The organism is Azospirillum thermophilum, assembly GCF_003130795.1.
GTDB lineage: Bacteria > Pseudomonadota > Alphaproteobacteria > Azospirillales > Azospirillaceae > Azospirillum > Azospirillum thermophilum.
This window is the reverse complement of record NZ_CP029357.1, coordinates 648,604-672,413: the sequence shown is the minus strand read 5'-3', so window position 1 is coordinate 672,413 and position 23,810 is coordinate 648,604. Positions and strand designations below refer to the sequence as shown.

22 protein-coding genes are annotated in these 23,810 nt (G+C 68.9%); 12 read left to right on the top strand and 10 right to left on the bottom strand.

The genetic code is table 11. The features are described from left to right. The coding region (locus DEW08_RS27795) for a hypothetical protein (protein WP_146214777.1) at positions 1-318 on the bottom strand (318 nt) is incomplete at its 3' end. Next, positions 291-1,031, bottom strand: a complete 741-nt coding sequence (locus DEW08_RS27790) for a ShlB/FhaC/HecB family protein (protein WP_109333411.1) — start codon at positions 1,029-1,031, stop codon at positions 291-293. The genes DEW08_RS27795 and DEW08_RS27790, both read right to left, overlap by 28 nt. Before the next feature lie 1,161 nt (positions 1,032-2,192). Between DEW08_RS27790 and DEW08_RS27785 the strand changes: the two genes are divergently transcribed. From DEW08_RS27785 to DEW08_RS31410, 3 genes are all read left to right on the top strand, one after another. Continuing rightward, the gene (locus DEW08_RS27785; protein WP_109333409.1) at positions 2,193-2,900 is read left to right on the top strand and encodes a hypothetical protein; all 708 of its coding nucleotides are present in this window, start codon (positions 2,193-2,195) and stop codon (positions 2,898-2,900) included. A 102-nt stretch (positions 2,901-3,002) separates the two neighbouring features. Continuing rightward, positions 3,003-3,917, top strand: a complete 915-nt coding sequence (locus DEW08_RS27780; protein WP_109333407.1) for an NAD(P)/FAD-dependent oxidoreductase — start codon at positions 3,003-3,005, stop codon at positions 3,915-3,917. A gap of 541 nt (positions 3,918-4,458) precedes the next feature. Next, entirely contained in the window at positions 4,459-4,620 is a 162-nt protein-coding gene (locus DEW08_RS31410; protein WP_168220533.1) for a hypothetical protein, read from the top strand. A gap of 103 nt (positions 4,621-4,723) precedes the next feature. Here the strand turns inward: DEW08_RS31410 and DEW08_RS27775 are convergent, their stop codons facing one another. After that, the gene (locus DEW08_RS27775; protein WP_109333405.1) at positions 4,724-6,007 is read right to left on the bottom strand and encodes an MFS transporter; all 1,284 of its coding nucleotides are present in this window, start codon (positions 6,005-6,007) and stop codon (positions 4,724-4,726) included. 481 nt (positions 6,008-6,488) lie between these two features. On the opposite strand from DEW08_RS27775, the gene DEW08_RS27770 reads away from it, so the two are divergent. Together DEW08_RS27770 and DEW08_RS27765 are read left to right on the top strand one after the other, a co-directional pair. Then, positions 6,489-7,994: a tagaturonate reductase gene (locus DEW08_RS27770; protein ID WP_109333403.1), complete on the top strand. Its 1,506-nt coding sequence runs from the start codon at positions 6,489-6,491 to the stop codon at positions 7,992-7,994. A gap of 170 nt (positions 7,995-8,164) precedes the next feature. Then, the gene (locus DEW08_RS27765; protein WP_245987033.1) at positions 8,165-9,175 is read left to right on the top strand and encodes a LacI family DNA-binding transcriptional regulator; all 1,011 of its coding nucleotides are present in this window, start codon (positions 8,165-8,167) and stop codon (positions 9,173-9,175) included. On the opposite strand, the gene DEW08_RS27760 is transcribed toward DEW08_RS27765, so the two are convergent. Next, positions 9,169-9,549: a hypothetical protein gene (locus DEW08_RS27760; protein ID WP_109333399.1), complete on the bottom strand. Its 381-nt coding sequence runs from the start codon at positions 9,547-9,549 to the stop codon at positions 9,169-9,171. The genes DEW08_RS27765 and DEW08_RS27760 overlap by 7 nt on opposite strands. A 104-nt stretch (positions 9,550-9,653) precedes the next feature. Beyond that, positions 9,654-10,511 carry a LysR family transcriptional regulator gene (locus DEW08_RS27755; protein WP_109333396.1) on the bottom strand — a complete coding sequence of 286 codons (858 nt, stop codon included), beginning with the start codon at positions 10,509-10,511 and terminating at the stop codon, positions 9,654-9,656. Positions 10,512-10,606: 95 nt separating this feature from the next. Between DEW08_RS27755 and DEW08_RS27750 the strand changes: the two genes are divergently transcribed. Next, entirely contained in the window at positions 10,607-10,987 is a 381-nt protein-coding gene (locus tag DEW08_RS27750) for a tautomerase family protein (protein WP_109333394.1), read from the top strand. 42 nt (positions 10,988-11,029) lie between these two features. Here DEW08_RS27750 and DEW08_RS27745 read toward each other — a convergent pair whose 3' ends face one another. After that, on the bottom strand, positions 11,030-12,373 hold the full coding sequence (locus DEW08_RS27745; protein ID WP_109333392.1) for a GntP family permease: 1,344 nt from the start codon (positions 12,371-12,373) through the stop codon (positions 11,030-11,032). Between the two features lie 131 nt (positions 12,374-12,504). Further along, the gene (locus DEW08_RS27740; protein WP_109333530.1) at positions 12,505-13,947 is read right to left on the bottom strand and encodes an alanine/glycine:cation symporter family protein; all 1,443 of its coding nucleotides are present in this window, start codon (positions 13,945-13,947) and stop codon (positions 12,505-12,507) included. Positions 13,948-14,116: 169 nt separating this feature from the next. On the opposite strand from DEW08_RS27740, the gene DEW08_RS27735 reads away from it, so the two are divergent. From DEW08_RS27735 to DEW08_RS27725, 3 genes are all read left to right on the top strand, one after another. Then, positions 14,117-14,743, top strand: a complete 627-nt coding sequence (locus DEW08_RS27735) for a LysE family translocator (protein WP_109333528.1) — start codon at positions 14,117-14,119, stop codon at positions 14,741-14,743. Positions 14,744-14,883: 140 nt separating this feature from the next. Beyond that, on the top strand, positions 14,884-16,203 hold the full coding sequence (proV, locus tag DEW08_RS27730) for a glycine betaine/L-proline ABC transporter ATP-binding protein ProV (RefSeq protein ID WP_245987032.1): 1,320 nt from the start codon (positions 14,884-14,886) through the stop codon (positions 16,201-16,203). 2 nt (positions 16,204-16,205) lie between these two features. Beyond that, complete coding sequence (locus DEW08_RS27725; RefSeq protein WP_109333388.1) at positions 16,206-17,090, top strand: ABC transporter permease; 885 nt, start codon at positions 16,206-16,208, stop codon at positions 17,088-17,090. Between the two features lie 87 nt (positions 17,091-17,177). On the opposite strand, the gene DEW08_RS27720 is transcribed toward DEW08_RS27725, so the two are convergent. Further along, entirely contained in the window at positions 17,178-18,143 is a 966-nt protein-coding gene (locus tag DEW08_RS27720; RefSeq protein ID WP_109333386.1) for a choline ABC transporter substrate-binding protein, read from the bottom strand. Positions 18,144-18,364: 221 nt separating this feature from the next. Between DEW08_RS27720 and DEW08_RS27715 the strand changes: the two genes are divergently transcribed. Together DEW08_RS27715 and DEW08_RS27710 are read left to right on the top strand one after the other, a co-directional pair. After that, a complete protein-coding gene (locus DEW08_RS27715) occupies positions 18,365-19,012 on the top strand; it encodes a TetR/AcrR family transcriptional regulator (protein WP_109333384.1) in 648 nt (215 codons plus the stop codon). Between the two features lie 122 nt (positions 19,013-19,134). Further along, positions 19,135-20,697 carry a glycosyltransferase gene (locus tag DEW08_RS27710; RefSeq protein ID WP_109333382.1) on the top strand — a complete coding sequence of 521 codons (1,563 nt, stop codon included), beginning with the start codon at positions 19,135-19,137 and terminating at the stop codon, positions 20,695-20,697. Positions 20,698-20,710: 13 nt separating this feature from the next. Here DEW08_RS27710 and DEW08_RS27705 read toward each other — a convergent pair whose 3' ends face one another. Then, positions 20,711-21,613 carry an NYN domain-containing protein gene (locus DEW08_RS27705; protein WP_245987031.1) on the bottom strand — a complete coding sequence of 301 codons (903 nt, stop codon included), beginning with the start codon at positions 21,611-21,613 and terminating at the stop codon, positions 20,711-20,713. A gap of 412 nt (positions 21,614-22,025) precedes the next feature. Here DEW08_RS27705 and DEW08_RS27700 point away from each other — a divergent pair, with 412 nt between their 5' ends. Then, positions 22,026-22,511: a DUF2852 domain-containing protein gene (locus tag DEW08_RS27700; RefSeq protein WP_109333380.1), complete on the top strand. Its 486-nt coding sequence runs from the start codon at positions 22,026-22,028 to the stop codon at positions 22,509-22,511. A gap of 65 nt (positions 22,512-22,576) precedes the next feature. Here the strand turns inward: DEW08_RS27700 and mgrA are convergent, their stop codons facing one another. Continuing rightward, positions 22,577-23,617 carry an L-glyceraldehyde 3-phosphate reductase gene (gene mgrA, locus DEW08_RS27695; protein ID WP_109333378.1) on the bottom strand — a complete coding sequence of 347 codons (1,041 nt, stop codon included), beginning with the start codon at positions 23,615-23,617 and terminating at the stop codon, positions 22,577-22,579. Between the last annotated feature and the right edge of the window lie 193 nt (positions 23,618-23,810).

Genomic DNA, 23,810 nt, shown 5'->3' with positions numbered 1-23,810 from the left:
GACGCCCTGTCCGCCGGGCCGGGGGGACAGGATGTCCCCGGGACCGGTCGCGTCGAGGAACGGCAGCCCGCGATGCGCCTTGAGGTCGAAGGCCAGGTCCCGCCGCGCGCCCGGCCCGTCGCCGAACCAGCTTCCCTGCAGCCCGGCCCGCAGGACGGTGGTCCTGGCCGTGCTCTGCCGCGTGGAATGCCCCGGATCCCTGACGTCGTCGACGCTGATCCGGGAATTCTGGTAGGTCAGATCCGTCTCGGCGAACAGGCTGAAGCGCCGGCTCCTGACCACCGGATAGGTCAGCCCGATGCCGGTGGTGAACAGCATCCCGTCGTAGCCGACATAGCGCAGGAAATCGCCGGGGATGGAGCGGCCGGCCCCGAAGCTGCCGCGCAGCCGCAGGCCGGACGTTCCGATCGCGCGGTGCTGCCGTCGATCAGGCCGAAGACCTGCTCCCTGTTCAGCGTGTTGTAGGCGGTGAGGCCGATCTCATCGCCCTGGGTGATCAGGGATCGGAAGCGGACGCCCGCCGTGGCCTCCATCGGGCCGGTGAACTTGGAGGCGCGGTTGTCCAGGCTGGCCTGGTACTCCCGCTCGTCGACCGTGACGGAGGCGACGAGCTGCGTGCCGCCGACCTCGTCGCAGTCCGGCCGCAGGAAGACCTCCACCGATACGCCGGGGATGTCCTCGGCCAGCAGGATCTGCCGTTCGAGCGCAGCGGTGGTCAGCGACCCTTCGCTCTTCAACTGGTTGAGGTAGCTCTCTACGAGCGGAAAGTCGCTCACTCCCTTCAGCCGGCACCGCTCCGCCACGGCGGCGGACCGGCGATCACTGGCCGCCTTGTTGCCGGGAGACGGCAGCACGACGACGTCCCGCACCGTCGCGTTCACGATCGTCAGATGCAGGTCGGTCGCCTTTTCGTCCCCCGACCCGTCGCTGACCTCCTGTTCCGGTATCACGACGAGATTGAAGTCGTGCCCCTGCTCCCTCATGACCTGCTTGAGGATGTCGGAGAGCCTGAAGAGCTCCGCGACCGTCATGCAGGTGGAGCGCGCCGGCCCGGTCGCCTTTCTGCTCCGGCCAGGCGATGGCGGGAAAAGCCCGGGCGGGGCCCCCCCGGCAGCCGTTTCCGTCGCCGGCCTGCCCGGCGCGCCAGCGGCGCTCCACCTCGTCCCGGATGGCGGCGGACGGCGACCATGCCGGCTTCGTGCCGGGGACCGCGGAAGCGCCCATGACACCGATCACCACCCGGGAGACGTGCAGCCACGTCTTTGCGGCGTCATCGCCTTCGGAGATGGGGGTCCCCCGTCCGTCGGCGTCCTGCTGCGGCTTGATCCGCTCCAGCGTTGGTTGCCTGGTACCGGGATCGGTGAAGAGCAGAGGGGCCGGTGAAGAGACGGCGCCACCTCCGCACCGGCGCTGCCGACAGCGAGCCGGAGAGGACTGCGCAAAGGAGAACCCCGCGCAATAGGCAGGAGGATGACATTCGCATGCAAACCGATCCCGGCAGCCCCTGTCGCCAAGGTCATACGTAAAAAGACGCATGAGACTCTCCATGCACTCCACAGGAGAGTCAACGAAAATGAAAGTCTTCATCGGCATTGGAATAGTCTTCAGTTTCAACTATTGCCATCTGACTCGAGGTGATGCGTTATAATTCCTTGCATAGCCTGCGGCGGTATCGCCGCTTCTTTCATTCTTCGGCGGTATATAGAATTCTATCATTGCGTAATATTGTGGGCACCGAGCCATCGTCCACCAGCTAGAAGGCAGCAAAAGCTCCCGTCGACAGTGAGGTGAAGCGATAAAATCTTCCTGGATTTAGTCGTGATTTGTATCCAAATTTCGCAAGAATGCGCTCATGTCCATCTTTCGGACGCCAAGTTGACTGAGAGAGTTCAAAATACATACATAGTTATTCATCCAAAATTTTCCATCACAGGTTTTTGGCGGATCGCAGAAAAAACACCTGTGCTTCTTACCGGGCTGAGTATCATTGTGTGAAAGTTTCCCGTGAAGAGGCAATATGTTTTAGACGATGATCATTATGTACAGAATTCTATTTGCGCCGCCGGACTTCTTCATCGGTGTCGTGTTCGTATGCTTACAAGATCCGCATGACCGTTGACTGCTCTTTCCGATTTGGATACGGGTCCTGTCCACCTCTTATCGCCGACTGGGCCGCAGACAGGAGCACGGGCATGCGCAAGGCAACTCTGGCGGTCGTCACCGGGGCTGCGTTCCTCGTCATTTCCACCGCCACGCCGAAGGGCACGCCGGGGGCCACGGCTGTTCCCGCCACCGTCCCTTCCGCGACGGCGGAGGCGGAGGCGGCCGGAAAGCCGGCACCCCAGGCGGAGAAGCCGGTGGAGGTCAACGGCTTCCGGTCGGTCCGTTTCGGCATGACGGAGGAGGAGGTCCGGAAGACCGCCGCCAAGGATCTCGGCATCAAGCCGGAGGCGCTGAAGGCCGAGGACAATCCGCTGGAGCGGACGCGTGTCCTGACGGCCCGCGTCGCCGACCTTCTCCCCAAGACCGGCAGCGCCAGGGTCGCCTATACGTTCGGCCATTCCAGCAGGAAGCTGATCCAGGTGACCATCAAGTGGTCCAAGGCCCTGGATGCCTCGATCACGTCGGAACACCTGCTCGGCAATGCCGGGCTGCTTCGCGACTATTTCCTGCAGCAGGGGTTCAAGCCCGAAAACGTCGTGGTGAACCGCCCTGCGAACGGTGGCATCGTCGTGTTCCGCGGCCTGGACCCGCAGAATCGCATGGTGCTGCTCACCCTGGCCGCCGAGCCCCAGGCCGGTGCCGAAAAGCGGGACCCCGTCTGGTCGGAGCTGCAGATCGCCTATGTGGCGGACCCGGTGAAACCCGATGTCTACCGCATCCCGCCCGGGCAATTCTGAACGGGCCGCTTCGGCATCGCCGCGGGCGCGGCGATCGCCGGCCGCCGGAACCACGGCCGGCCCGTCCGGTTCTGGTGGGGGAAGCGGGTGGGGACGCATGGCATGGCATTGGAACTCGACTGCCTGATCGTGGGAGGTGGCCCCGCCGGACTGACCGCGGCCATCTATCTTGCGCGCTATCGCCGGACCGCGCTGGTGGTCGACGAGGGCAAGAGCCGCTGCTCGTGGATTCCCTCCTCGCACAACCATGCCGGATTTCCCGAGGGGATCCACGGGACGGACCTGCTCGACCGGATGCGCGACCAGGCCCGGCTTTACGGCGCCCGCATCGAGACCGGCTCGATCGCCTCGGTCCGCGAGGCCGGCGACCGCGCCGGGTTCGTGGCGAAGACCGCCGACGGGCGGGTGATCGACACGACGGCGGTCATCCTGGCGACCGGCGTCATCGACGACCAGCCGCGGCTTCCCGACCTCTATGACGCGGTTCAGCGCGGCCTCATCCGGGTCTGCCCGATCTGCGACGCCTACGAGGTGATCGACCGCCGCATCGCGGTGATCGGCCATGGCGCCCACGCCTTCCGCGAGGCGCAGTTCCTGCGCACCTACAGCGCCGACGTCACGCTGCTGACGCTCGGGCGCCGCATGGAACTGACGGAGGAGGAGAAGGCCGCGCTGCGCGACGACGGCATCACGCTGGAGGAGGAACCGGTCGAGGCGGTGGTGACCGAAGGCGGCCGGATCACCAAGGTCATCCTGCGCAGCCGGCGGGAGCTTGCCTTCGACACGCTCTACTCGGCGCTGGGGACGCTTGCCCGCTCGACGCTCGCCGGGCAGGTGGGGGCGGCGATGGACGGGGGCGGCCGGCTGATCGTCGACGGCCACCAGCAGACGTCCGTTCCCGGCTTCTATGCGGCGGGCGACGTCGTTTCCACGCTGAACCAGATTTCGGTCGCCATGGGAGAGGCGGCGAAGGCCGCGACCGCCGTCCACAACGGGCTGCGGCGGCGCACCGGCTGAGACGGGCAGGCCGAAACCGGCACCCCGTCAGATCATGCCGATCAGCAGAAGCGTCAGCGGAACAATGACGCGCAGCAGCAGCGCGGTTTCCAGAGGTGAGGAGGTCACGGCAGCCCTCGAGCCAGGATCGGTGGAGATGGTCAACTAATATATCAGAATTGGGACAGATCGGGATCACGGCGGACAGGGCATTCTGTCGCAGCCCTGCGCCGTCTTTCTTGCCGCAGTCTGCCGGTCGGCGGCCAAGCATACAAGATACATTCGGTAGACTGTGGCCGGTATGGAAAAGAAAAATGGCGGATGTCCGCGCGACATCCATTTCGTAACGCTGCTGAAAACATGTGAGAGCGCTACGATCTCATCATCTTGTCTGCATCATATTCAGCAACAGCGCTATGACGCACTGCAACATGACGATGCAAGCCATGCAGACTCGGCAGATCGGGGAAAGGATGACTGCTGGCATCATTGTCATCGCCGATGACAAGCGCGTCGCAGAAGACGCCCCGCCCATCGCACGACATATGAGGAGTTGGAGACAATGAACACCCGTCATTCGGTTGCCCGCGCCCTGATCGCCGGTGGTTTCGCCCTGGTGTCCCTGCTGGCCGTCGCCGCCAGCGCCGCGGTGACCGCCACCACCCCGGCCGCCGCGGTGACCATGGGCGAGGTGCTGAGCCCGGAGCTGTTCCAGTTCAACTGAGCGGACGCCGGCAGCGGGCCGGCCGGCCGGCGCGAGCTGAGCGCATGAAAAAACCCCCCGGACGGTGCCCGGGGGGTCTTCAGTCGGTGGCAAGAGATGGCGGTCAGTCGGCGCCGGCGATACTGGCGGAAACCGGGCCGGTGGCCGTGCCGCGGCGCTGGCCCAGGACCAGGGCGATGATCGCGAAGGCGGTCAGGTCGAACACCGTCAGGCAGGCGAACAGCGGCTCGTAGCCGATGGTGGTGGCGAGCTGGCCGATGATCAGCGAGAAGATCATGCCGCCGAGATAGCCGGCCATGCCGCCGAAGCCGGTCGCCGTGGCGACGTCCTGCTTCTCGAAGGTGTCGGTCACCAGGGCGTAGAGCAGGCTCGACAGCATCTGGTGGGCGAAGGCGCCGAGGGAGAACAGGAAGATCGCGGCGATCGGGCTGACGGCGAAGCTGATGAGCGCCGGGCCGACCATGCACACCGCGCCGACGCCGACGCCGGCGATGCGGGAGTTGACCAGCGACATCCTGAAGCGCTTGACGAAGAACGGCGACATGTAGCCGGACAGGATGCAGCCGAGGTCGCCGAACAGGAAGGGCAGCCAGGCGAACAGGGCGAACTGCTTGATGTCCATGCCCCGCGTGCTGACCATGTAGAGCGGGATCCAGAAGCTGAAGGTCTGCCAGGCCGGCTCGGTCAGGAAGCGGGCGGCGGCGATGCTCCAGAACTTGCCCTTGCCCAGCACGCGCTTCACCGACGGCTTGGGAAGCTCGACATGCTCCTGGCCGTCCAGGATGTACTGGTGCTCTTCCTTGGACAGGCGCGGATGGTTCTCCGGGTTGCGGTAGAGGGCGAACCACAGCAGCGACATGCCGACGCCCAGCAGGCCGGTGACGACGAAGGCGACGCGCCAGTCATAGGTCACCGACAGCCAGATGACGAAGGGCGGGGCGACCATGGCGCCGATCGAGCTGCCGGTGTTGAACCAGCCCGTGGCGATCGAGCGCTCCTTGGCGGGGAACCACAGGGTCGAGGTCTTGACGCCCGACGGCATGGCCGCCGCCTCGCTGACGCCCAGCAGGCCGCGGAAGAAGGCCATCGACTGCCAGCCGCCGGCCAGCGCGTGCATCGACGCGGCAAGGCCCCAGACCATGGCGAACATGGCGTAGCCGAGCTTCAGGCCGATCAGGTCGGTGATGTAGCCGGCGACCGGCTGCATCAGGCTGTAGCAGAGCTGGAACGCGCTGACGACGAAGGAATACTGCTCGGTAGAGAAGTGCAGCTGTTCCTTGAGCTGCGGAGCCAGAATGCCCAGCGTGTTGCGATCGATGTAGTTGACCACGGTGCCAAGCATCATCAGGGCAAGAATCTGCCACCGCAAGCCACGGATCTTTTTCATTTCATCCTCACTTTCCTGTCCTCGACAGGATGCCGATGCTCGCTTGCCGGCCGTCTTCATAAGGGTCGGAGCGCTGCGACGGTGTCTTTGCGCCCTCGATGGGGCGCCACGCCTCGCTGGCGGAGTTATATTAATATACTAGTGTACATCACAAGCGCTGTTTCCGGGCCGGCGCGGCCTTCGGCCAAAATGTCGCAGGGCGAGTGTGGATAATTCGCAGACGCGGCAGCACCAAGCGTTAAGTCCCTGAACAACTTGATATTGCGCTGCCGCATGACTGCCCGAGGCCCCGTGCCGGACCGCCAGGACCCGGCCCGCCGCGAAGGAGGGTGCGGCGGGATGTGCGTCATTTTGGCCCCGGCTCCGTCCGCGTGCCGATCCGCCCTTGCGGCCCATTCTAATATATTAGTATTCTTCCCCTGTCGGCCGGACCTGCCTCGGGCCGGCGGTTCTCTCCCTTGTGTCTGAAGGACGCTCCGAAATGACCTCGCTGAACCGAGAGCTGCTGACGGGTGGCGCGCTTGACGCCGCGCATACGCCCGGCGCCCCTGTCCTGCCGGTGACCGTGCTGCAGATCGGCGACGGCAACTTCCTGCGCGGCTTCGTCGACTGGATGATCGACATCGCCAACGGCCAGGGCCTGACCCGGGCCGGCGTCGCCGTCGTGCAGCCGCTCGACCGCGGCATCGCCGACCTGCTGCGCCGCCAGGACCATCTCTATACCGTCCTGCTGCGCGGGATCGAGGACGGCCGCGAGGTCGAGGCCCGCCGGGTGGTGAGCTGCGTGTCCGACGCGCTCAACCCCTATGCCGACTGGGCGCGGGTGATGTCGTACGCCACCTCCCCGGTGCTGCGCTTCGTCGTGTCCAACACCACCGAGGCCGGCATCGCCGACGTCGAGGAGGCCTACACCCCGCAGTCCTGCCAGGAGAGCTTCCCGGCGAAGGTCGCCGCGCTGCTGCACGCCCGCTATACAGCTCTCGGCGGCACGCCGGAGAGCGGACTCGTCTTCCTGCCCTGCGAACTGATCGAGGCCAACGGCGCCAACCTGAAGCGCATCGTGCTGGCCCATGCCAGGCGCTGGGGTCTGGAAGCCGGCTTCATCGCCTGGGTCGAGCGGCACAACCACTTCCTGAACACGCTGGTCGACCGCATCGTCCCCGGCTATCCGCGCGACGAGGCGGCGGCGCTGTTCGGGCGCTGGGGCTATGAGGACCAGCTCACCGTGGCCGGCGAGCCCTTCCATGTCTGGGTGATCGAGGGGCCGGCCGCGCTGGCCGAGGAGCTGCCGCTGCACAAGGCGGGGCTGAACGTGGTGTGGACGGACGACCTGCAGCCCTACCGCACCCGCAAGGTCCGCATCCTGAACGGCGCCCACACGGCCAGCGCGCTCGCCGCCTATGTGGCGGGGATCGACACCGTGAAGGGCATGATGGACGACCCGACCGTCGCGGCCTACCTGAACCAGGTGATGTTCCGCGAGATCGTGCCCTTCGTCCCGCTGCCCGAGGCCGAGCGCCAGCAGTATGCCGCGACCATCATGGAGCGCTTCGGCAACCCCTACATCCGGCACGAGCTGATCTCGATCGCGCTCAACTCGGTGTCGAAATGGCAGGTGCGGGTGCTGCCGAGCCTGAAGGACTGGGTCGCCGCCCATGGCGAGGCGCCGGCCGGGCTCAGCTTCTCGCTGGCCGCGCTGCTGCGCTTCTACCGCGGGACGATGGCGGACGGCGGCTGCACCGGCACGCGCGACGCCGGCAGCTATCCCATCCGCGACGATGCCGAGGTGATCGCGGCGCTGAGCGCCGCCTGGGCGGCCCACTCCGGCGACGCGGCCGGGCTGGTCGGAGCCGTCCTGGCCGACCAGCGCCTGTGGAAGGAAGACCTGACCCGCGTCCCGGGCTTGGCTCGCAGCGTTGCGGAGAGCCTCACAGCCATCGATGGCAAGGGTATGATGGGCGCCATGGCGGATCTGGTCGCCCGGTGACGGAACCGGCTGCCGGGCGCAGGGGACCCGGCAGTCGTGCGCGTGGTCCGGCGGCCGGGAGGCATGGGGACGGTCTTCCGGTTGCCGGACCGCAGTGCGGTCGAGGATAAGGGACGATGGCAACAGCACCGGCGAAGAAGCGGGTTCGGCGCGGGACCCAGAGGATCACGATGAGCGACGTGGCGGACGCTGCCGGCGTGTCCGCCAGCACCGTCTCGCTCTATCTGCGCCGGCCGGAGGCGGTGTCGCCCGAACTGGCGGAGCGGGTGGCCCGCACCATCGAGCAGATGGGCTATGTGCCCAACCTCGTCGCCGGCAGCCTGGCGGCGGCGCGCAGCCGGACCATCGGGGTCATCCTGCCCTCGATCCTCAACTCCTTCTTCGCCGAGACCTACAACACGCTGCAGGGGCTGTTCCGCCACGCCCAGTACCAGACCCTGCTGGGCGTCAGCGAGTTCAGCGAGGAGGAGGAGGAGACGCTGATCCGTGCCTTCCTCGCCTGGTCGCCGGCGGCGATGGTGGTGACCGGCTTCCACCACACCGAGCGGACGCGGGCGATGCTGAGCTCCTGCGGCGTGCCGGTGGTGGAGATGTGGGACATGCCGTCCGAGGACAAGCCGGCGGTCGCCATGAGCGTCGGCTTCTCGCATTTCGAGGTCGGCCGGATGCAGACCAGCCACCTCTACGACCAGGGCAGCCGCAAGGTCGCCTATATCGGGGCGGCGCTGCGGCAGGACATGCGGGTGCGCAGCCGCACCGACGGCTATGAGGACGAGGTGCGGCGCCGCGGCCTGCACGAGCCGATCGCCTTCACGGTGCCCGATGCGGCCTCCACCGGGGTCGGGCGCTGGCTGATCGACGAGATCCTGGCCGTCCACCCGGACATCGACGGGGTGGTCTGCTCCAACGACGCGCTGGCGCTGGGCGTGCTGTTCGAGGCGACGCGCCGGTCCCTGCGGGTGCCGGAGGATCTCGCCGTGGTCGGGTTCGGCGACCTGCCGTTCAGCGACTCCTGCCCGCCGCCGCTGACGACGGTCCGCCCGCCGCAGCGCGAGATCGGCCGCCTGACCGCGACGCAGATCCTGGCGAGCCTGTCGGGCACCCGGATCCCGCCGATCCACTACAATCTCGGCTGCGAACTGGTGGTGCGCGGCAGCACCCGCCCGGTGTCCGCTCAGTGATTGCGCGGGCCGGCCGGCGGCGCGTCCGGCGCGGCCTGCGGCAGGAAGGACAGCGCGGTGCGCAGGATGGCCTGGATGTCCGGGCTGTCGGCGTTGGGCAGGGCCTGCCCGACATTGCCGATGATGGTGCGCACCGTGTCCGACGGGACGCCGGCGGCGACCGCCAGGGCGGCCAGCGCCGCGTTGACCGCCGTCAGGGCGACGATCTGGCCCTGGAGCGAGTCCCGCGTGTCCTCGACGGCGGCGGCCAGCGCCTCGTGGCTGCGCCGTCCGGTGTTGGCGATGTCCTTGATCGCATTGGACATGGTCATCACGGCGTCGCGGACGGACTCGAACTCTTCGCGGGAAACGGGACGGGACGTGGGGTCGCTCAAGGACCGGCTCCTGGGTTGGGATGGGCAGGGCCCCTACTCCTACAACAGATGTCCGCCGCTTTGGGTGCGGCTTTCTCAGCGGGGCCGCCGTCACCCTGCCGGACCTATCCCCGCACGGCACCCCGGTAGGCCGCCGACAGGGCGGCGAGGGCGTCGCGGCCGCGGCCGTCCCGCACCCGGGTGTGCAGCAGGACCGGCAGGCGCGGCAGATCGGGCAGGCCGAGCCTGGAGCCGACGTCGACGGCGCCGAAGGGCAGCATCCGCGGCGCCAGGGCGGCGACGCCGAGCCCGGCCATCACCGCCGCGACGACCGCCGCGACCCCGCCGCCGACGAAGATCTCCATCCAGGGCACGCCCGCCCTGTCGAGAAGCTGCCCGGCCATCATGCGCACCCCGCAGGGTTCGGCGAGCGTGGCGAGCGGCAGCGGTTCGCCCGCGCGGTGCTGCCAGCCCGGCGCCGCGAACCAGCCGAACTTCTCTTCGGTGATGACCTCGCCGTCGCAGCGCCCGAGATGCTGGCGGACGATCACCGTGTCGAGTTCGCGCCGGTCGAAGGCCGGCAGCAGGTCGCCGGAGGACGCGATCCGGATCTCGATCAGCAGCTGCGGGTCCTGGGCGTTCATCCGCGCCACCAGGGCCGGCAGCTCCGGCCCCGCGACATGGTCGCTGATCCCGATGGTCAGGCGCTGGCGCGCGCCCGCGACCGCCGCCAGCGCGCGATCGTGGGCCTCCAGCAACTCGCGGGCCTGATCGACGAAGGCGGCGCCCCGCGCCGAAAGCTGCACATGGCGGGGCGTGCGCTCCACCAGCCGGCAGCCGAGCCTGTCTTCGAGCCGCTTCAGCTTCAGGCTCACCGCGGCCTGGGTGGTCCGCATGGCCTCGGCCGCCCGCGTGAAGCTGCCGAGCTCGGCGATCCGCAGGAAGGCCTGGACGGCATCCAGGTCGAGGGGACGCTCAGCCATTTCCAATCATTATCACTGATATTGAAACCGATAGCGTTCAAAAATAGCCGGTCGCCGCCTATTGTCGAGTCTCACCAACAGGGAAGGGACCGACGATGCCGCTCCTTCACATCTCGCTGCGTGCCGGAAAGCCGGAGGCGTACCGGCAGGCCATCTTCGACGGCGTCTATCTTGCGCTGCGGGAAACCTTCGACGTCCCGGAGGACGACCAGTTCATGACGATCACGGAGCATGACCCGGCGAATTTCCGCTACGGCGCGTCCTATCTCGGCGTCGCCAGGAGCGACGACCTGGTGTTCATCCAGATCACGGCGAACGACACCCGCAGCGTCGAGCAGAAGAAGGCGCTGTTCCGGCGCATCGCCGACCGGCTCGGCGAGAGCCCCGGCATCCGGCGGGAGGACGTGTTCATCAACCTCGTCGAGGTCGCCAGGGAGAACTGGTCGCTCGGCCTCGGCGTCGCGCAGTACGCGTGAGGGGCGGCGGGCCACGGCGGCCGGCCGCCACCTCGCAAGGCCTTACAGCACCAGGGCGGCGGCGGCCCAGACGGCCAGGGCGCCGACCGTCCCCTGCACCAGGGTTCCCAGCGTCTGCAGCCGGTAGCCGTCGCGCGTGGTCATGTTCGAGAACTGGGTGACCACCCAGAAGAAGCTGTCGTTGGCGTGCGAGACCACCATCGCCCCGGCGCCGATCGCCACGGTCACCAGCGCCTTGGCGGTGTCGCTGTCGAGCCCCAGCGCCGGCAGCAGCGGCGCCGTCAGGCCGGCGGTGGTGATGATCGCGACGGTGCTGCTGCCCTGCGCCGTCTTGATGCCGGCCGCCACCAGGAACGGCAGCCAGATCCCGAGGTTGGCGCTCGCCAGGCTCTCGCCGATGATCTTGGCGATGCCGGAGTTCTGCAGCACCTTGCCGAACGCGCCGCCGGCGCCGGTGATCGTGATGATGATCGCCGCGTCGATCACGGCCTGTCCCACCCAGCCGGAGGTGGACAGCATCTCCCGCGTCAGCCGCTTCGGCAGCATCAGCGCCAGCCCGACGCCGATCAGAAGCGCCACGACGGGCTGCCCGAGGAAGGACAGGACGGGCACGAGGCCGCCGGTGCCGAAGGGCTTGGCCGGCAGCTCGGCGATGGAGCGGAGCACGATCAGCAGGATGGGGACCGCGATCGGCACCAGCGCCTTGCCGGCCGACGGCGCATCCGCATCGGCCTGCGGCGCGTCGCGGGCGGGATCCTCGTCGGGACGGTAGGGATCGATCGGCACGCGCGCCGCGAACAGGATGGCGAACAGCCAGCCGGCGGCGGTAGCGACGGCGCCGATCGCCATGCCCCACAGGATGACGAGCCCGAGGTCGGCGCCGAGGATGCCGGCCGCGGCCACCGGCCCCGGGGTCGGCGGCACCATGGTGTGGGTGGCGTAGAGCCCGAGCGACAGCGCGATGGCGGTGGCGGCGAGGCTGATGCCGGCCCTGCGCGCCACGGCCTTGTTCAGCGACGACAGGATGACGAAGCCCGAATCGCAGAACACCGGGATGGAGACCAAGTAGCCCATCACGGACATGGCCAGCGGCGCGTTCCTCTCCCCGGTGATGCGCAGGATGCCGGCGGCGAGCCGGAAGGCGCCCCCGGACTTCTCCAGGAAGATGCCGATGATGGTCCCGGCGATGATGACGATGCCGATCGACCCGATGGTGCCGCCGAACCCCTCGTTCACCGATTTCACCACGTCGGCCAGCGGCATGCCGGACAGGATGCCGAAGCCGAACGCGGTGATGAGGAGCGCCAGGAAGGGGTGCAGGTTCAGCCGCGCGGTGGCGAGCACGATGAAGGCGATGGACAGCAGCAGAAGAAGGACCAGCAGCATGGTGCGCCTCCCAGGCAGCAAGGATGTCCAGGCGTATCATGCCGGTCGGGGCCTTGTCCCGTCTCCGGTGGGGGGCGGCCCGATGGGGCTTGCCGCCCTCGGAGATCCTCCCTTGTCGGAGAGTCCCGCCATCACCGCCCCGCGGGGGAGGCCTGCCCGCCCTTCGCGGCGGCCGGCGGGTCCTGCTCGATGATCCATGCCTGCCGGTCGAGGTCGAGATCGGCGAAGTGCGCGGCATCGAACACCGGCGCCGTGATGCCGGCGGCGACCTGCCGGTCATAGTCCCGCAGGATGCGCATTCCGACCCGGAACAGCATCGCCAGCGCCGCGAGGTTGACCAGCGCCAGCAGCCCCATGGTGAGGTCGGCGAAGGCGAAGACGGTGCTGAGGTCCTGCTGCGACCCCCACATGACGAGGATCAGCGTCAGCACGCGGTAGACGGTGAACAGGGTCCGGTTCTCGTTGCTGAAGAAGTTCAGGCTGTTCTCGCCCAGGTAGTAGTTGTAGATGATCGACGTGAAGGCGAAGAGCATCAGCGCGACGCTGACGAACGACCGCCCCCATTCGCCCACCACGCCGGCCAGCGCCGCCTGGGTCAGCGCGACGCCCTTCAGGTCCGATCCCGGCTGGTAGACGTCCGACAGCAGGATGATGAAGGCCGTGCACGAGCAGATGACGAGGGTGTCGATGAAGACGCTGAGCGCCTGCACCACGCCCTGCGCGCCGGGATGCTTCACGTAGGCGACCGCGGCGACGTTGGGTGCGCTGCCCAGCCCCGCCTCGTTGGAGAACAGGCCCCGCCGGACCCCCAGCGTGATGGCGGCCCCCATGGTGCCGCCCACCGCCGGCTCCAGCCCGAAGGCGCTCTTGACGATGAGCGCCAGCACGCCGGGCACGGCGCCGGCGTTCATGACGATCACCACCAGCGTCATCGCGATGTAGCCCACCGCCATGACGGGCACCACGATGTCGGCGACCTCGGCGATGCGCCTGACGCCGCCGAAGACGATCAGACCGACGACGGCGACCAGGACGATGCCGGTGACGAGCGGCGGCACGCCGAAGGCGTCCGCGACGGACGTCGCGGTGGTGTAGGACTGCAGCGCGGTGAAGCTGAAACCGAAGGTGACCAGCAGCAGCACCGAGAACAGCACGGCCAGCCAGCGCATCTTCAGCCCGCGCTCGATGTAGTAGGCCGGTCCGCCCCGGTAGGTGCCGTCCGGCTCGGCGATCTTGAAGAGCTGCGCCAGGGCGCATTCGAAGAAGCTGGTGGCCATGCCGATCAGGCCGATGATCCACATCCAGAAGACCGCCCCCGGCCCGCCCAGCCCGATCGCCACCGCGACGCCCGCGATGTTGCCGGCGCCCACCCGCCCGGCGACGCTGAGCATCAGGGCCTGGAAGGAGCTGAGGTGTCCCGGCTGGCGCCGGAACGCCTCGACCAGCGTGCCGAACATCCGCCCGAAATAGCGGAACTGCACGAACCGCGACGCCACCGTGAAGGCCAGCCCGATCGCAACCAGCACGATGGTCAGGACATGGTTCCACAGCAGGTCGTTCAGGACACCAAGCATGACGGTCACCCCCGGATTTTCGGCCGCGTGCGGCCGGATTGTGCTCGATAACGCGCCAGGGGCCCCGATGTGCCGGCAGGCGGCCGGAGCAGGAGCCGCACCGATGCCTTGGACGGCAGCAGGGAGCGGTGCCATAGTCGGTGTCCGCCACCGGTGAAGGAGCATGGCCGTGACGCTGGAACTCTGGATCGTCTACGCCCTCGCGGCGATCGGGCTGTCGCTGACGCCGGGGCCGAACGGCCTCCTGTCGCTGACCCACGGGGTCCGCTTCGGCTTCGCGCGGACCGTCTTCACGATCCTCGGCGGCGTTCTCGGCTTCATGGTGCTGATCGCCGCCTCGCTGGCCGGCATGGGCGCCCTGCTGGCTGCCTCGGAGACCGCCTTCACCATCGCCAAGTGGATCGGCGCCGCCTATCTCGTCTATCTCGGCATCCGGCTGTGGCGGTCGCCGGCCGCGACGGTCGAGGCCGGCGAGGACGGCCCGGCGGTGCGCCGGGACGGGCCGGCGCGGCTGTTCGCGCAGGGCTTCCTGGTCGCCGTGTCGAACCCCAAGGCGCTGATCTTCTTCGCCGCCTTCCTGCCGCAGTTCATGGTGCCGGGCGCCTCCTTCTGGCTGCAGCTCGGCGTGCTCGGCGGCACCTTCGCGGTGACGGAGCTGTGCTACGAGCTGGTGCTGGCCGGCATGGCGCAGCGCATCGCCCCCTGGCTGACGCGCCATGGCCGCTGGTTCAACCGGGTCACAGGCGGCACCTTCGTCGGCATCGGCGGCCTGATGGCGACGGCGAGCCGGGGCTGACGTCCGCCCGGATATCCGATAGCCTCGGGGGCCAAGGCCTGATAAACGCAACGGGTCGTGCGACGACGGGAGAGATGGACCGGCCGCAGCGCGGCGGGAATGACGGGCAATAGGGCGGGGAGGGTACCATGAGGGGGCTGATGCGATCGCGGACGGCTGTGGGCCGCACCGCCGTCGGGCAGCCGGCCGCCGCCCCGGTGCAGGCCGTTCCGGTCGGGGCCGCCCCGCAATCCCGTCCGTCCTCCGGGCCGGCATCCGCGACAGGGGCGGCAGAGGTCCGGCTCCAGGTCCGCAACGTCTACAAGATCTTCGCGAAGAATCCCCGGCCGGCGCTCGACCTGCTGAGGCAGGGGGCCGACAAGGCGGAGGTGCTGGAGAGGCTGGGGGTCAATGTCGGGGTGGTGGACGCCAGCTTCGACGTCCGGTCCGGCGAGGTCTTCGTCATCATGGGGCTGTCCGGCTCCGGCAAATCCACCATGATCCGCCTGCTGAACCGGCTGATCGAGCCGACCGCCGGCGCGATCGCGCTCGACGGCCGCGACCTGGTGGCGATGTCGCAGGCCGAACTGATCGAGGCGCGCCGGCGCGACATGGGCATGGTCTTCCAGTCCTTCGCGCTGCTCCCCCACCTGACGGCGCTGGACAACGCCGCCTTCGGGCTGGAGGTCGCCGGGGTGCCCAGGGCGAAGCGGCGCGCGGAGGCGATGTGTGCGCTGGAGCAGGTCGGGCTCGGCGCCTATGCCCACCGCTATCCCGGCGAGATGTCCGGCGGCATGCAGCAGCGCGTCGGCCTCGCCCGCGCGCTGGCCAACAATCCGACGATCATGCTGATGGACGAGGCGTTCTCCGCCCTCGACCCGCTGATCCGCACCGAGATGCAGGACGAGCTGCTGCGGCTGCAGCGCGAGCACAAGCGGACCATCGTCTTCATCTCCCACGACCTGGACGAGGCGATGCGCATCGGCGACCGCATCGCCATCATGGAGGGCGGGCGGATCGTGCAGGTCGGCACGCCTTACGACATCCTGTGCAATCCGGCCGACGACTACGTGCGGTCCTTCTTCCGCAATGTCGACGTGTCGAAGGTGCTGCGCGCCGGCGACGTGGCGCGGTTCGAGGCGGCCAGCGCCGTCATCCACCTGCCGGGCGACCTGTTCCCCGCCCTGCAGCAGTTGCGCGCCGGCGACCATGCCTATGGGTTCGTCCGCGACCAGGACGGCCGCTTCCAGGGGGTGGTGTCGCGCGAGTCGCTGGAGCGTGCGCTGCGGGCGCCGCAACCCCGCTTCCATCAGGCCTTTCTGCCGGGGGTGGCGCCGGTGGGCAGCTCGGTGCCCGTCCACCGGCTGCTGCGCATGGTCGCCGCCGCCGAATGGCCGGTGCCGGTGGTGGACGAGGACGGGCTGTTCCTGGGGGCGATCTCCCGGGCCCTGCTGTTGCAGACCCTGGACCGGGAGGGGTGAGGATGGGCGAGGATATCCGGATCGGCCGCTGGGTCGAGCAGCTCGTCACCTACATGCTCGACCATTTCCAGCCGGCGCTCGATGCCGTCGCCGCGGCGATCGACGGGTTCGGCGGCGCCATCGACTTCGTCCTGGCCGGGGCGCCGGCCTGGGTGCTGATCGCCGTGCTGACCGGCGCCGCGCTGTGGCGCGTCGGGTTCGGCTTCGGCGCCTTCACGCTGGGCGCCTGCCTGCTGATCCTGTCCATGGGGCTGTGGGAGGCCACCGCCTCCACGCTGGGGCTGGTCCTGGCCTCGACCCTGCTGAGCCTGATCGTCGGGCTGCCGCTCGGCGTCTGGATGGCGCGCAGCCGGGTGGTCGAGGGGACGGTGAAGGCGACGCTGGACTTCATGCAGACCATGCCCGCCTTCGTCTACCTGATCCCGGCGGTGATGTTCTTCGGGCTGGGCCGGGTGCCGGGCATCCTCGCCACCGTGATCTTCGCCATGCCGCCGGCGGTGCGGCTGACGGCGCTGGGCATCCAGCAGGTGCCGGCCGAGATCGTCGAGGCCGGCCGCGCTTTCGGCTGCACCGACCGGCAGCTCCTGCTCAAGGTGCAGTTGCCCAACGCCCTGCCGTCCATCATGGCCGGGGTGAACCAGACCATGATGATGGCCCTGTCGATGATCGTCATCGCCTCGATGATCGGGGCGGGCGGCCTGGGCAACGTGGTGCTGCAGGGCATCCAGCGCCTGGACATCGCGCTGGGTTTCGAGAGCGGGCTGGCCGTCGTCCTGCTGGCGATCATCCTCGACCGCATCACCCAGAGCTTCGGCCGCGCCGCGGCGCAGGCGCGCCCCGGTCGCTTCGCCGTCCTGCGGCGCATCTTCCCGACGCCGGCCCGCTGATCGGCCGGCCCGCTGCCGGCAACGGGAGGTCCGGGGTGCGGCGCCGCTGCCGGCGCCGCCGGATCACTTGCTGCCGGTGCCGCCGGATCACTTGATGCCGAGCTTGCCCTTCACCGCCGCCAGCCCGTCCTGGCCGTCGATGGTGGTGACGCCGTCGAGCCAGGCGGTCAGCGTCGCCGGGTTGGCCTTCAGCCAGGCCCGCGCCGCCTCCTCCGGCTTCTTGTTGCCGTTCAGGATGCCGTCCATCACGGCGTTTTCCATGTCCACCGTGAAGGACAGGTTCTTCAGGAAGCGGCCAACGTTGGGGCAGTCCTGCATGTAGCCCTTGCGCACGTTGGTGCTGACGGTGGCGCCGCCGAAGTCGGGGCCGAAATACTCGTCGCCGCCGTCGAGATAGGTCATCTCGACATGGCGGTTCATCGGGTGCGGCGCCCAGCCCAGGAAGACGATCCACTTCTTCGACCGGGTGGCGCGCTTCACCTCGCTCAGCATGCCGGCCTCGCTCGACTCGACCATCCTGAAGTCCTTCAGGCCGAAGGCGTTCTCCTTGATCATCTTGTCGATCAGCAGGTTGCCGTCGTTGCCGGCCTCGATCCCGTAGATCTTGCCGTCCAGCCTGTCCTTGAACTTCGCGATGTCGGCGAAGCTCTTCAGGCCGCCCTCGGCGGCGTAGGTCGGGACGGCGAGGGTGTATTTGGCGCCTTCAAGGTTGACGCGCGCCACCTCGACCGAGCCGTCCTCCAGCACCGGCTTCAGGAAGGTCTCCATCGTCGGCATCCAGTTGCCGAGGAAGACGTCCAGCGACCGGGTCTTCAGCCCGAGATAGACGACCGGCACCGAGGAGATGTTGGTGGTCGGCTTGTAGCCCAGCGCCTCCAGCGTCACCGAGGACAGCGCCGTGGTGGCGGCGATGTCGGTCCAGCCGACGTCGCCGAAGCGCACCGTCTTGCAGGAGGCGGGATCGGCCGCCTGGGCCGCCGGAGCTGAAAGGGCGGCGGCCAGGGCAATGCCCGCCACGAGAACTGCGCTGCGCGTCACCATCACCATGACCATAACCTCCACCTTCCTTCGTCCCGTCCGTCGCCTGTGCGTCGGCCATGCCGGGAACCGCCCGGCCGGGACGTCTTATGTCACAGTGACCGCCGCCGCCTCAAATCTTCCCGCTGCGGCGGATCCCCACCCCCGGCGGACGCGGCGGGAGGACCGGGGGCGGCGGGACCGGGGCGGCGCGTCCCGCTCGACCTGCCGGCGGCGGTCATGTAAGAACGGTTCACATGAACTGGAGCAATCGCGGCGGCGGCTCTCGCGGCTATCATCACGGCAATCTCAAGGAGGCCCTGCTTCGCGCGGCGCTGGAGCTGATCGCCCAGAAGGGGCCGGCCGGCTTCACCTTCGCCGAGGCCGCGCGGTCGGCCGGGGTCAGCCCGGCGGCGCCCTACCGCCATTACCGCGACCGCGAGGAGCTGATGGCCGACGTGGCGCGCGCCGGCTTCGAGCGGTTCGAGGCGGCGCTGCTCGCCGCCTGGGACGAGGGGCGGCCGGACCCGATGACGGCGCTCGACCGCATGGGCAAGGCCTATCTGCGGTTCGCCCGGACCGAGCCGGCCTATTACCTGACGATGTTCGAGGCGGGCATCCCGCTCGACGACAACCCGTCGCTGACCCAGGCCGGCGACCGCGCCTTCGCCGTGGTGCGCGCCGCCGCCGAGCGGCTGGTCGCCGACCTGCCGGCCAGGGGCCGCCCCCCCGCCCTGATGGTCGCCCTGCACATCTGGACGCTGGCGCACGGCATCGCCTCGCTGTTCGCCCGCGGCGACGGCTCCTGCCGGAAGCTGCCGATGTCGGCGGAGGATCTGCTGGAGGCCGGGACGCTGGTCTATCTGCGCGGCCTCGGCATTCCGGCCGATCCCGCGGCGCGGTAACGCGGCGCCGGTGCTGTTCCGCGGCAGCGGTTGACAGGCTTTCCCCCGTCTCCTACTGCTGGGGGACAGCCCCTGGGCGCCGGCGTTCATGCGCCGTCGCGCGCAACGCCGGACGGCCCCCGATGCAGCAAGACCCCAGCGCCCGCTCCGCCCTTCTTCCGGTGCTCGTGGCGCGGCTGCGCGGCCCGGCGGGGACCGGCGAGGATCTGAAGGCCATCACCGCCGCCTGCGAGGAGGCGCGCGCCGCCGGCCTCGGCGACGACCCGGCCTTGGTGGAGGCGCTGGACGCCGCGACCGCCGGCCTCGATCCCATCCTGCGGGAATCGGCCGTGGCGCTGGTCACCGGCGACCTCGGCCGCTATGTCCGTATCCTCGACATGGTCGGCAACGTGATGGATCTGGCGCCGCTGGAGGGCATCAACCAGATCTTCTGGTCGATGCAGCGCCAGATCTTCCTGATGCGCATGACCCCGGCGACGGTGCCGGACTTCACCCCGGCCCGCCTCTTCCCCTTCTACGAGCGCTTCGTCGGCGAGGTGGCGCGGCGCCACGGCCTGCGCCCCGCCGCGAGGGCCGCGGGGGCACCCGCCACCGGGCGCGTCGTGATGGTGACCAACCAGCTCCTGTCGTCGCAGCACCAGCCGACGCGCGACCTGCTGCGTCAGGCCAGCCTGCTGCAGGGGGAGTGCGGGCGCGAGGTGGTGATCCTCAACACCAACATGATGCCCGACCGCTATTACAGCCCCTTCGTTCCGCCCTTCGCCGCCGCGGTGGAGGAGCAGCTGACCGGCGAGCAGCTCATCGGGTTCGAGGGGCGGACCTTCCGCCTGCTGTCCTCCATCGAACCCGGTCTCACGGCGGCCAAGCTGCAGGGTTTCCTGTCGGCGGTCGAGGCGGTGGATCCGGACGTGGTGGTGGCGCTCGGCGGTTCCGTCCTGGTGGCCGACCTGCTGGCGCCGGCCCGCCCGCTGGTGTCGGTCGCCACCACGACGGGGGCGACGCTCTCGCTGGCCGACATCGTGCTGGATTACGGCGGCACCGTTCCGCCGGCGACGGAGGGGCGTCTTGCCAAGTCCTGGCGTCCCTTCCGGCTGGGGCTGTCGCTGCGCCGCGACGGCATCGCCGCCTCGCGCGCCGGGTTCGGCATCGCGGACGACGCCTTCGCCTGCATCGTGGTGAGCAACCGGTTGGACAGCGAGGTTTCGCCGGACTTCCTCGCCCTGCTGGAACGGCTGCTGGACGCCGTGCCGCGGGCGGAGCTGCTGTTCGCCGGCGTGGCGGAGAGCCTGCCCGGCCGCCTCGCCCGCTCGCGCCATGCCGCCCGGCTGCGCTGGCTCGGCTATGTCGAGCGGATGGACGCGCTGATGGGGGTCTGCGACCTCTATCTGAACCCGCGCCGCACCGGCGGCGGGGCCAGCGCTGCCCAGGCCCTGGCGGCCGGCATCCCGGCCCTGTCGCTGCCTGGCGGCGACGTGGCGAGCGTGGTCGGCCCGGCCTTCCTGCCGGAGGATGCCGAGGCCCTGCTGCAGCGCGCCGTGGCGCTGGCGGGGGACGCGGCCCTGATGGCCGGGGCGCGCGCCGCCGCCGCCGCCCGCTTCGCCGAACTGGCCGCGGAAGGCGGCGACGCCAGCCGCCTCGCCGCCTACCTCGACGAGGCCATCGCGCTGTTCGACGCCCGGCGCTGAGCCGTGCAGCCGATCAGGCCCCGGCCGGAGCCGCTGCACTGCCGGCGGCCGGGGTGCTTGCCGCTGTCGCCAGCCGAGCCTTGACCTCTTTATGAAAGGTCTGTCTGACGAAGGGGCGTTCCGCGTCGTCGAGCGGGGAGCCGAGCGTCTGCGCGGCAAGCTTCAGCAGTTGCCGGTCGAATTCCGGAGGAACCCCGCGGTTGTTGTTGGCGGCCCAGTAAGTTTCGATGCTCGCAAGATCGAGGGCACTCAATCCGCCGACGAACTGCAACGTGACGTGCTGGAGTATGGAGGCAGTGGGAGTGGCCGCGGCTCCGCCCGGCGTCGGCGGCGGTCGCACGGTGTGAGGGGCTGGAGCGGTTGCCGACGCGGGCTGCGGCATCGACAGGAACCTGCCGATTGTCGTGGCATCCCATTCCGTCGTCGTATCGGCTTCCTGAAGCAGGAGCGGACCTTGGGAGCCGCGGCTGGGATGGATGCCGAGCAGATGGACGCGGACCCCGAACGTCTGGGCCACCTGGACGCCGATGCGGATGTCTTCATCCCCGGAGAGCAGCACGGCATCGGACATGGCCCCGTTGCGGGCCAATTCGATCATGTCCGTGACGATCATGGCGTCGACGCCCTTCTGCTCGCCCGCCCCGTTCACATAACCGAGGCGGAGCTTCATGTCGGGGCTGTTCGCGATGCGGGTATGCTCGGCCGTTGGACCGCGAAAGGTCGGCGCGCCATCGTACCAGTAGATCCGGAGCAGCGGCAGACCGCATGTCTGTCTGACCACGTCGACGAGTTCGGCCCGCACGGCAGCTTCGTCGAGCACAAGGTCCGTCCGTTTCTGCTTCTGTCCTGATATTGCGGCCGAGCCCTGGGCGAAAAGGTAGCCGGCGTCAACGAAAACCGCAGCACGATCCATCATCCGCCTCCGAAACGAAGAAGGGCTCCCGCAGGAGCCCTTGCAGACCGCATCCCTCAGTCGAAAATCCGGGAAATCGCGGGCAGAACAGACCATAGGCGATGCACGCCCTTGTCGCAAGTCCTCCCAGTTCTCTCCCTTTTCACGCGCAACGTGACGGGCGCACCCGCCTGGAGGCAGGCGGAAACGAAGAAGGGCTCCCGCAGGAGCCCTTGTAGACCGCCGCCCCGGGAAATAGGGCAGGGCAGCGGGTTCACCATATTTAAGCCCGGCAAGCAGGCTTGGCAAGACGGATCTCGTGACGGTCACGGTCGCCAGCTACGGTCTCCGAAGACGCAATTTTCGCCCGGTGTCCTCTTGAAGGGGGTGACAGCCTCCCTATGTGAATGTTATTAACATTCACGCGAGGCCCCTCATGTCCCACGCAGCACGGTTTGACGAGTTCCGGCGTGCCGGATGGTGCGACCGCCCGCCCCGCGCCTTCCGCGGCGGATGGGTCGTCCTGGCGATCCTCGGTTTCATCGCGTGGTGGCCCATCGGGCTCGCGATCCTCGGTTACTCACTATGGAGCAGGAAGATGGGATGCTGGATGGGCGGCGGCCGCTGGCGGCACAAGATGGCCCGCATGGAAGAGCGCATGGAGCAGTTCTGCCGCGCCCGCAACGGCCACGTCATGGGCGGCGGCATGGGCGGCGGCACCAGCGGCAACCGCGCCTTCGATGAGTATCGCGCCGAGACGCTGCGCCGCCTGGAAGAGGAGGAGCGCGAGTTCCACGACTTCCTCGACCGGCTGCGCTTCGCCAAGGACAAGGCCGAGTTCGACCAGTTCATGGCCGAGCGGCGCAGCCGTCCCACCCCGCCGCAGTCCCCGCCGGACCCGCAGCAGGATCGGCCCGTCTGAGCGGGAAACACCGTCAGTCAGCAGCGCGGCCGGAGGGCGTCCCCTCCGGCCGCGTCGCGTTCCGGTCAGCCGGCCACCGCGCTGGACGAGTTGCGCCACAGGTTGATGTCGCTGTCGACCGCGTGCTTGTCGATCTCCGCCAGCTCTTCCGGAGCGAAGGCGGTGTTCTCCAGCGCGTCGAGCGAGTTGTCGAGCTGCTCGACGGTGCGGGCGCCGATCAGGGCGGAGGTGACGCGCGGGTCGCGCAGCACCCAGGCGATCGCCATCTGCGCCAGCGTCTGGCCGCGCCGCTTGGCGATGGCGTCCAGCGCCCGCACCCGCTCCAGGTTTTCCGGCGACAGGAAGTGCGCCCGCAAGGTGCCGCCCTTGGCGGCGCGGGCGTCGGTCGGCTGCCCGCCGAGATACTTGGACGTCAGCATGCCCTGCGCCAGCGGCGAGAAGGCGATGCAGCCGATGCCCAGATCCTCCAGCGTGTCGAGCAGCCCGCCCTCGATCCAGCGGTTCAGCATGGAGTAGGAGGGCTGGTGGATCAGGCAGGGCGTGCCGAGATCCTTGAGGATCGCCGCCGCCCGCCGCGTCATCTCCGGCGAATAGGAGGAGATGCCGACATAGAGCGCCTTGCCCTGCCGCACCGCGCGGTCGAGCGCGCCCATCGTCTCCTCCAGCGGGGTGTGCGGATCGACGCGGTGGGAATAGAAGATGTCGACATACTCCAGCCCCATGCGCTTCAGGCTCTGGTCCAGGCTGGCCGTCAGATACTTGCGCGAGCCCCAGCTTCCGTACGGGCCGGGCCACATGTCGTAGCCGGCCTTGGTGGAGATGATCATCTCGTCGCGGTGGGCGCGGAAATCGGCGGCGAGGACGCGGCCGAAATTCTCCTCCGCGGAACCGGGCGGCGGACCGTAGTTGTTGGCGAGGTCGAAGTGGGTGACGCCGCGGTCGAAGGCGCGCCGCAGCACGGCGCGGCCCGTCTCGAACACGTCGGTGCCGCCGAAATTCTGCCAGAGCCCCAGCGAGATGGCCGGCAGGTCGAGCCCGCTGCGCCCGCTGCGCCGGTAGCTCATGCGGTCATAGCGGCCCGCGTCGGGGCGGTAGAGCGATTGCATCCCATTCTCCTGGTTGCTGTGAGGGCCCGGGGGCCCGGGGGGAGCGGCCGGTGCGTCCGGTTATCTGATATATCAGGAGTTTCCCCTCCTCCTAATGCTCATTCGACAGGCGGAGCATTCCGGTCGGAGATGGGGACCGGCCGCGGTGCGATCAGCCCTACCGGCCCCGGTCCGACAGTCCCATAATGGGACT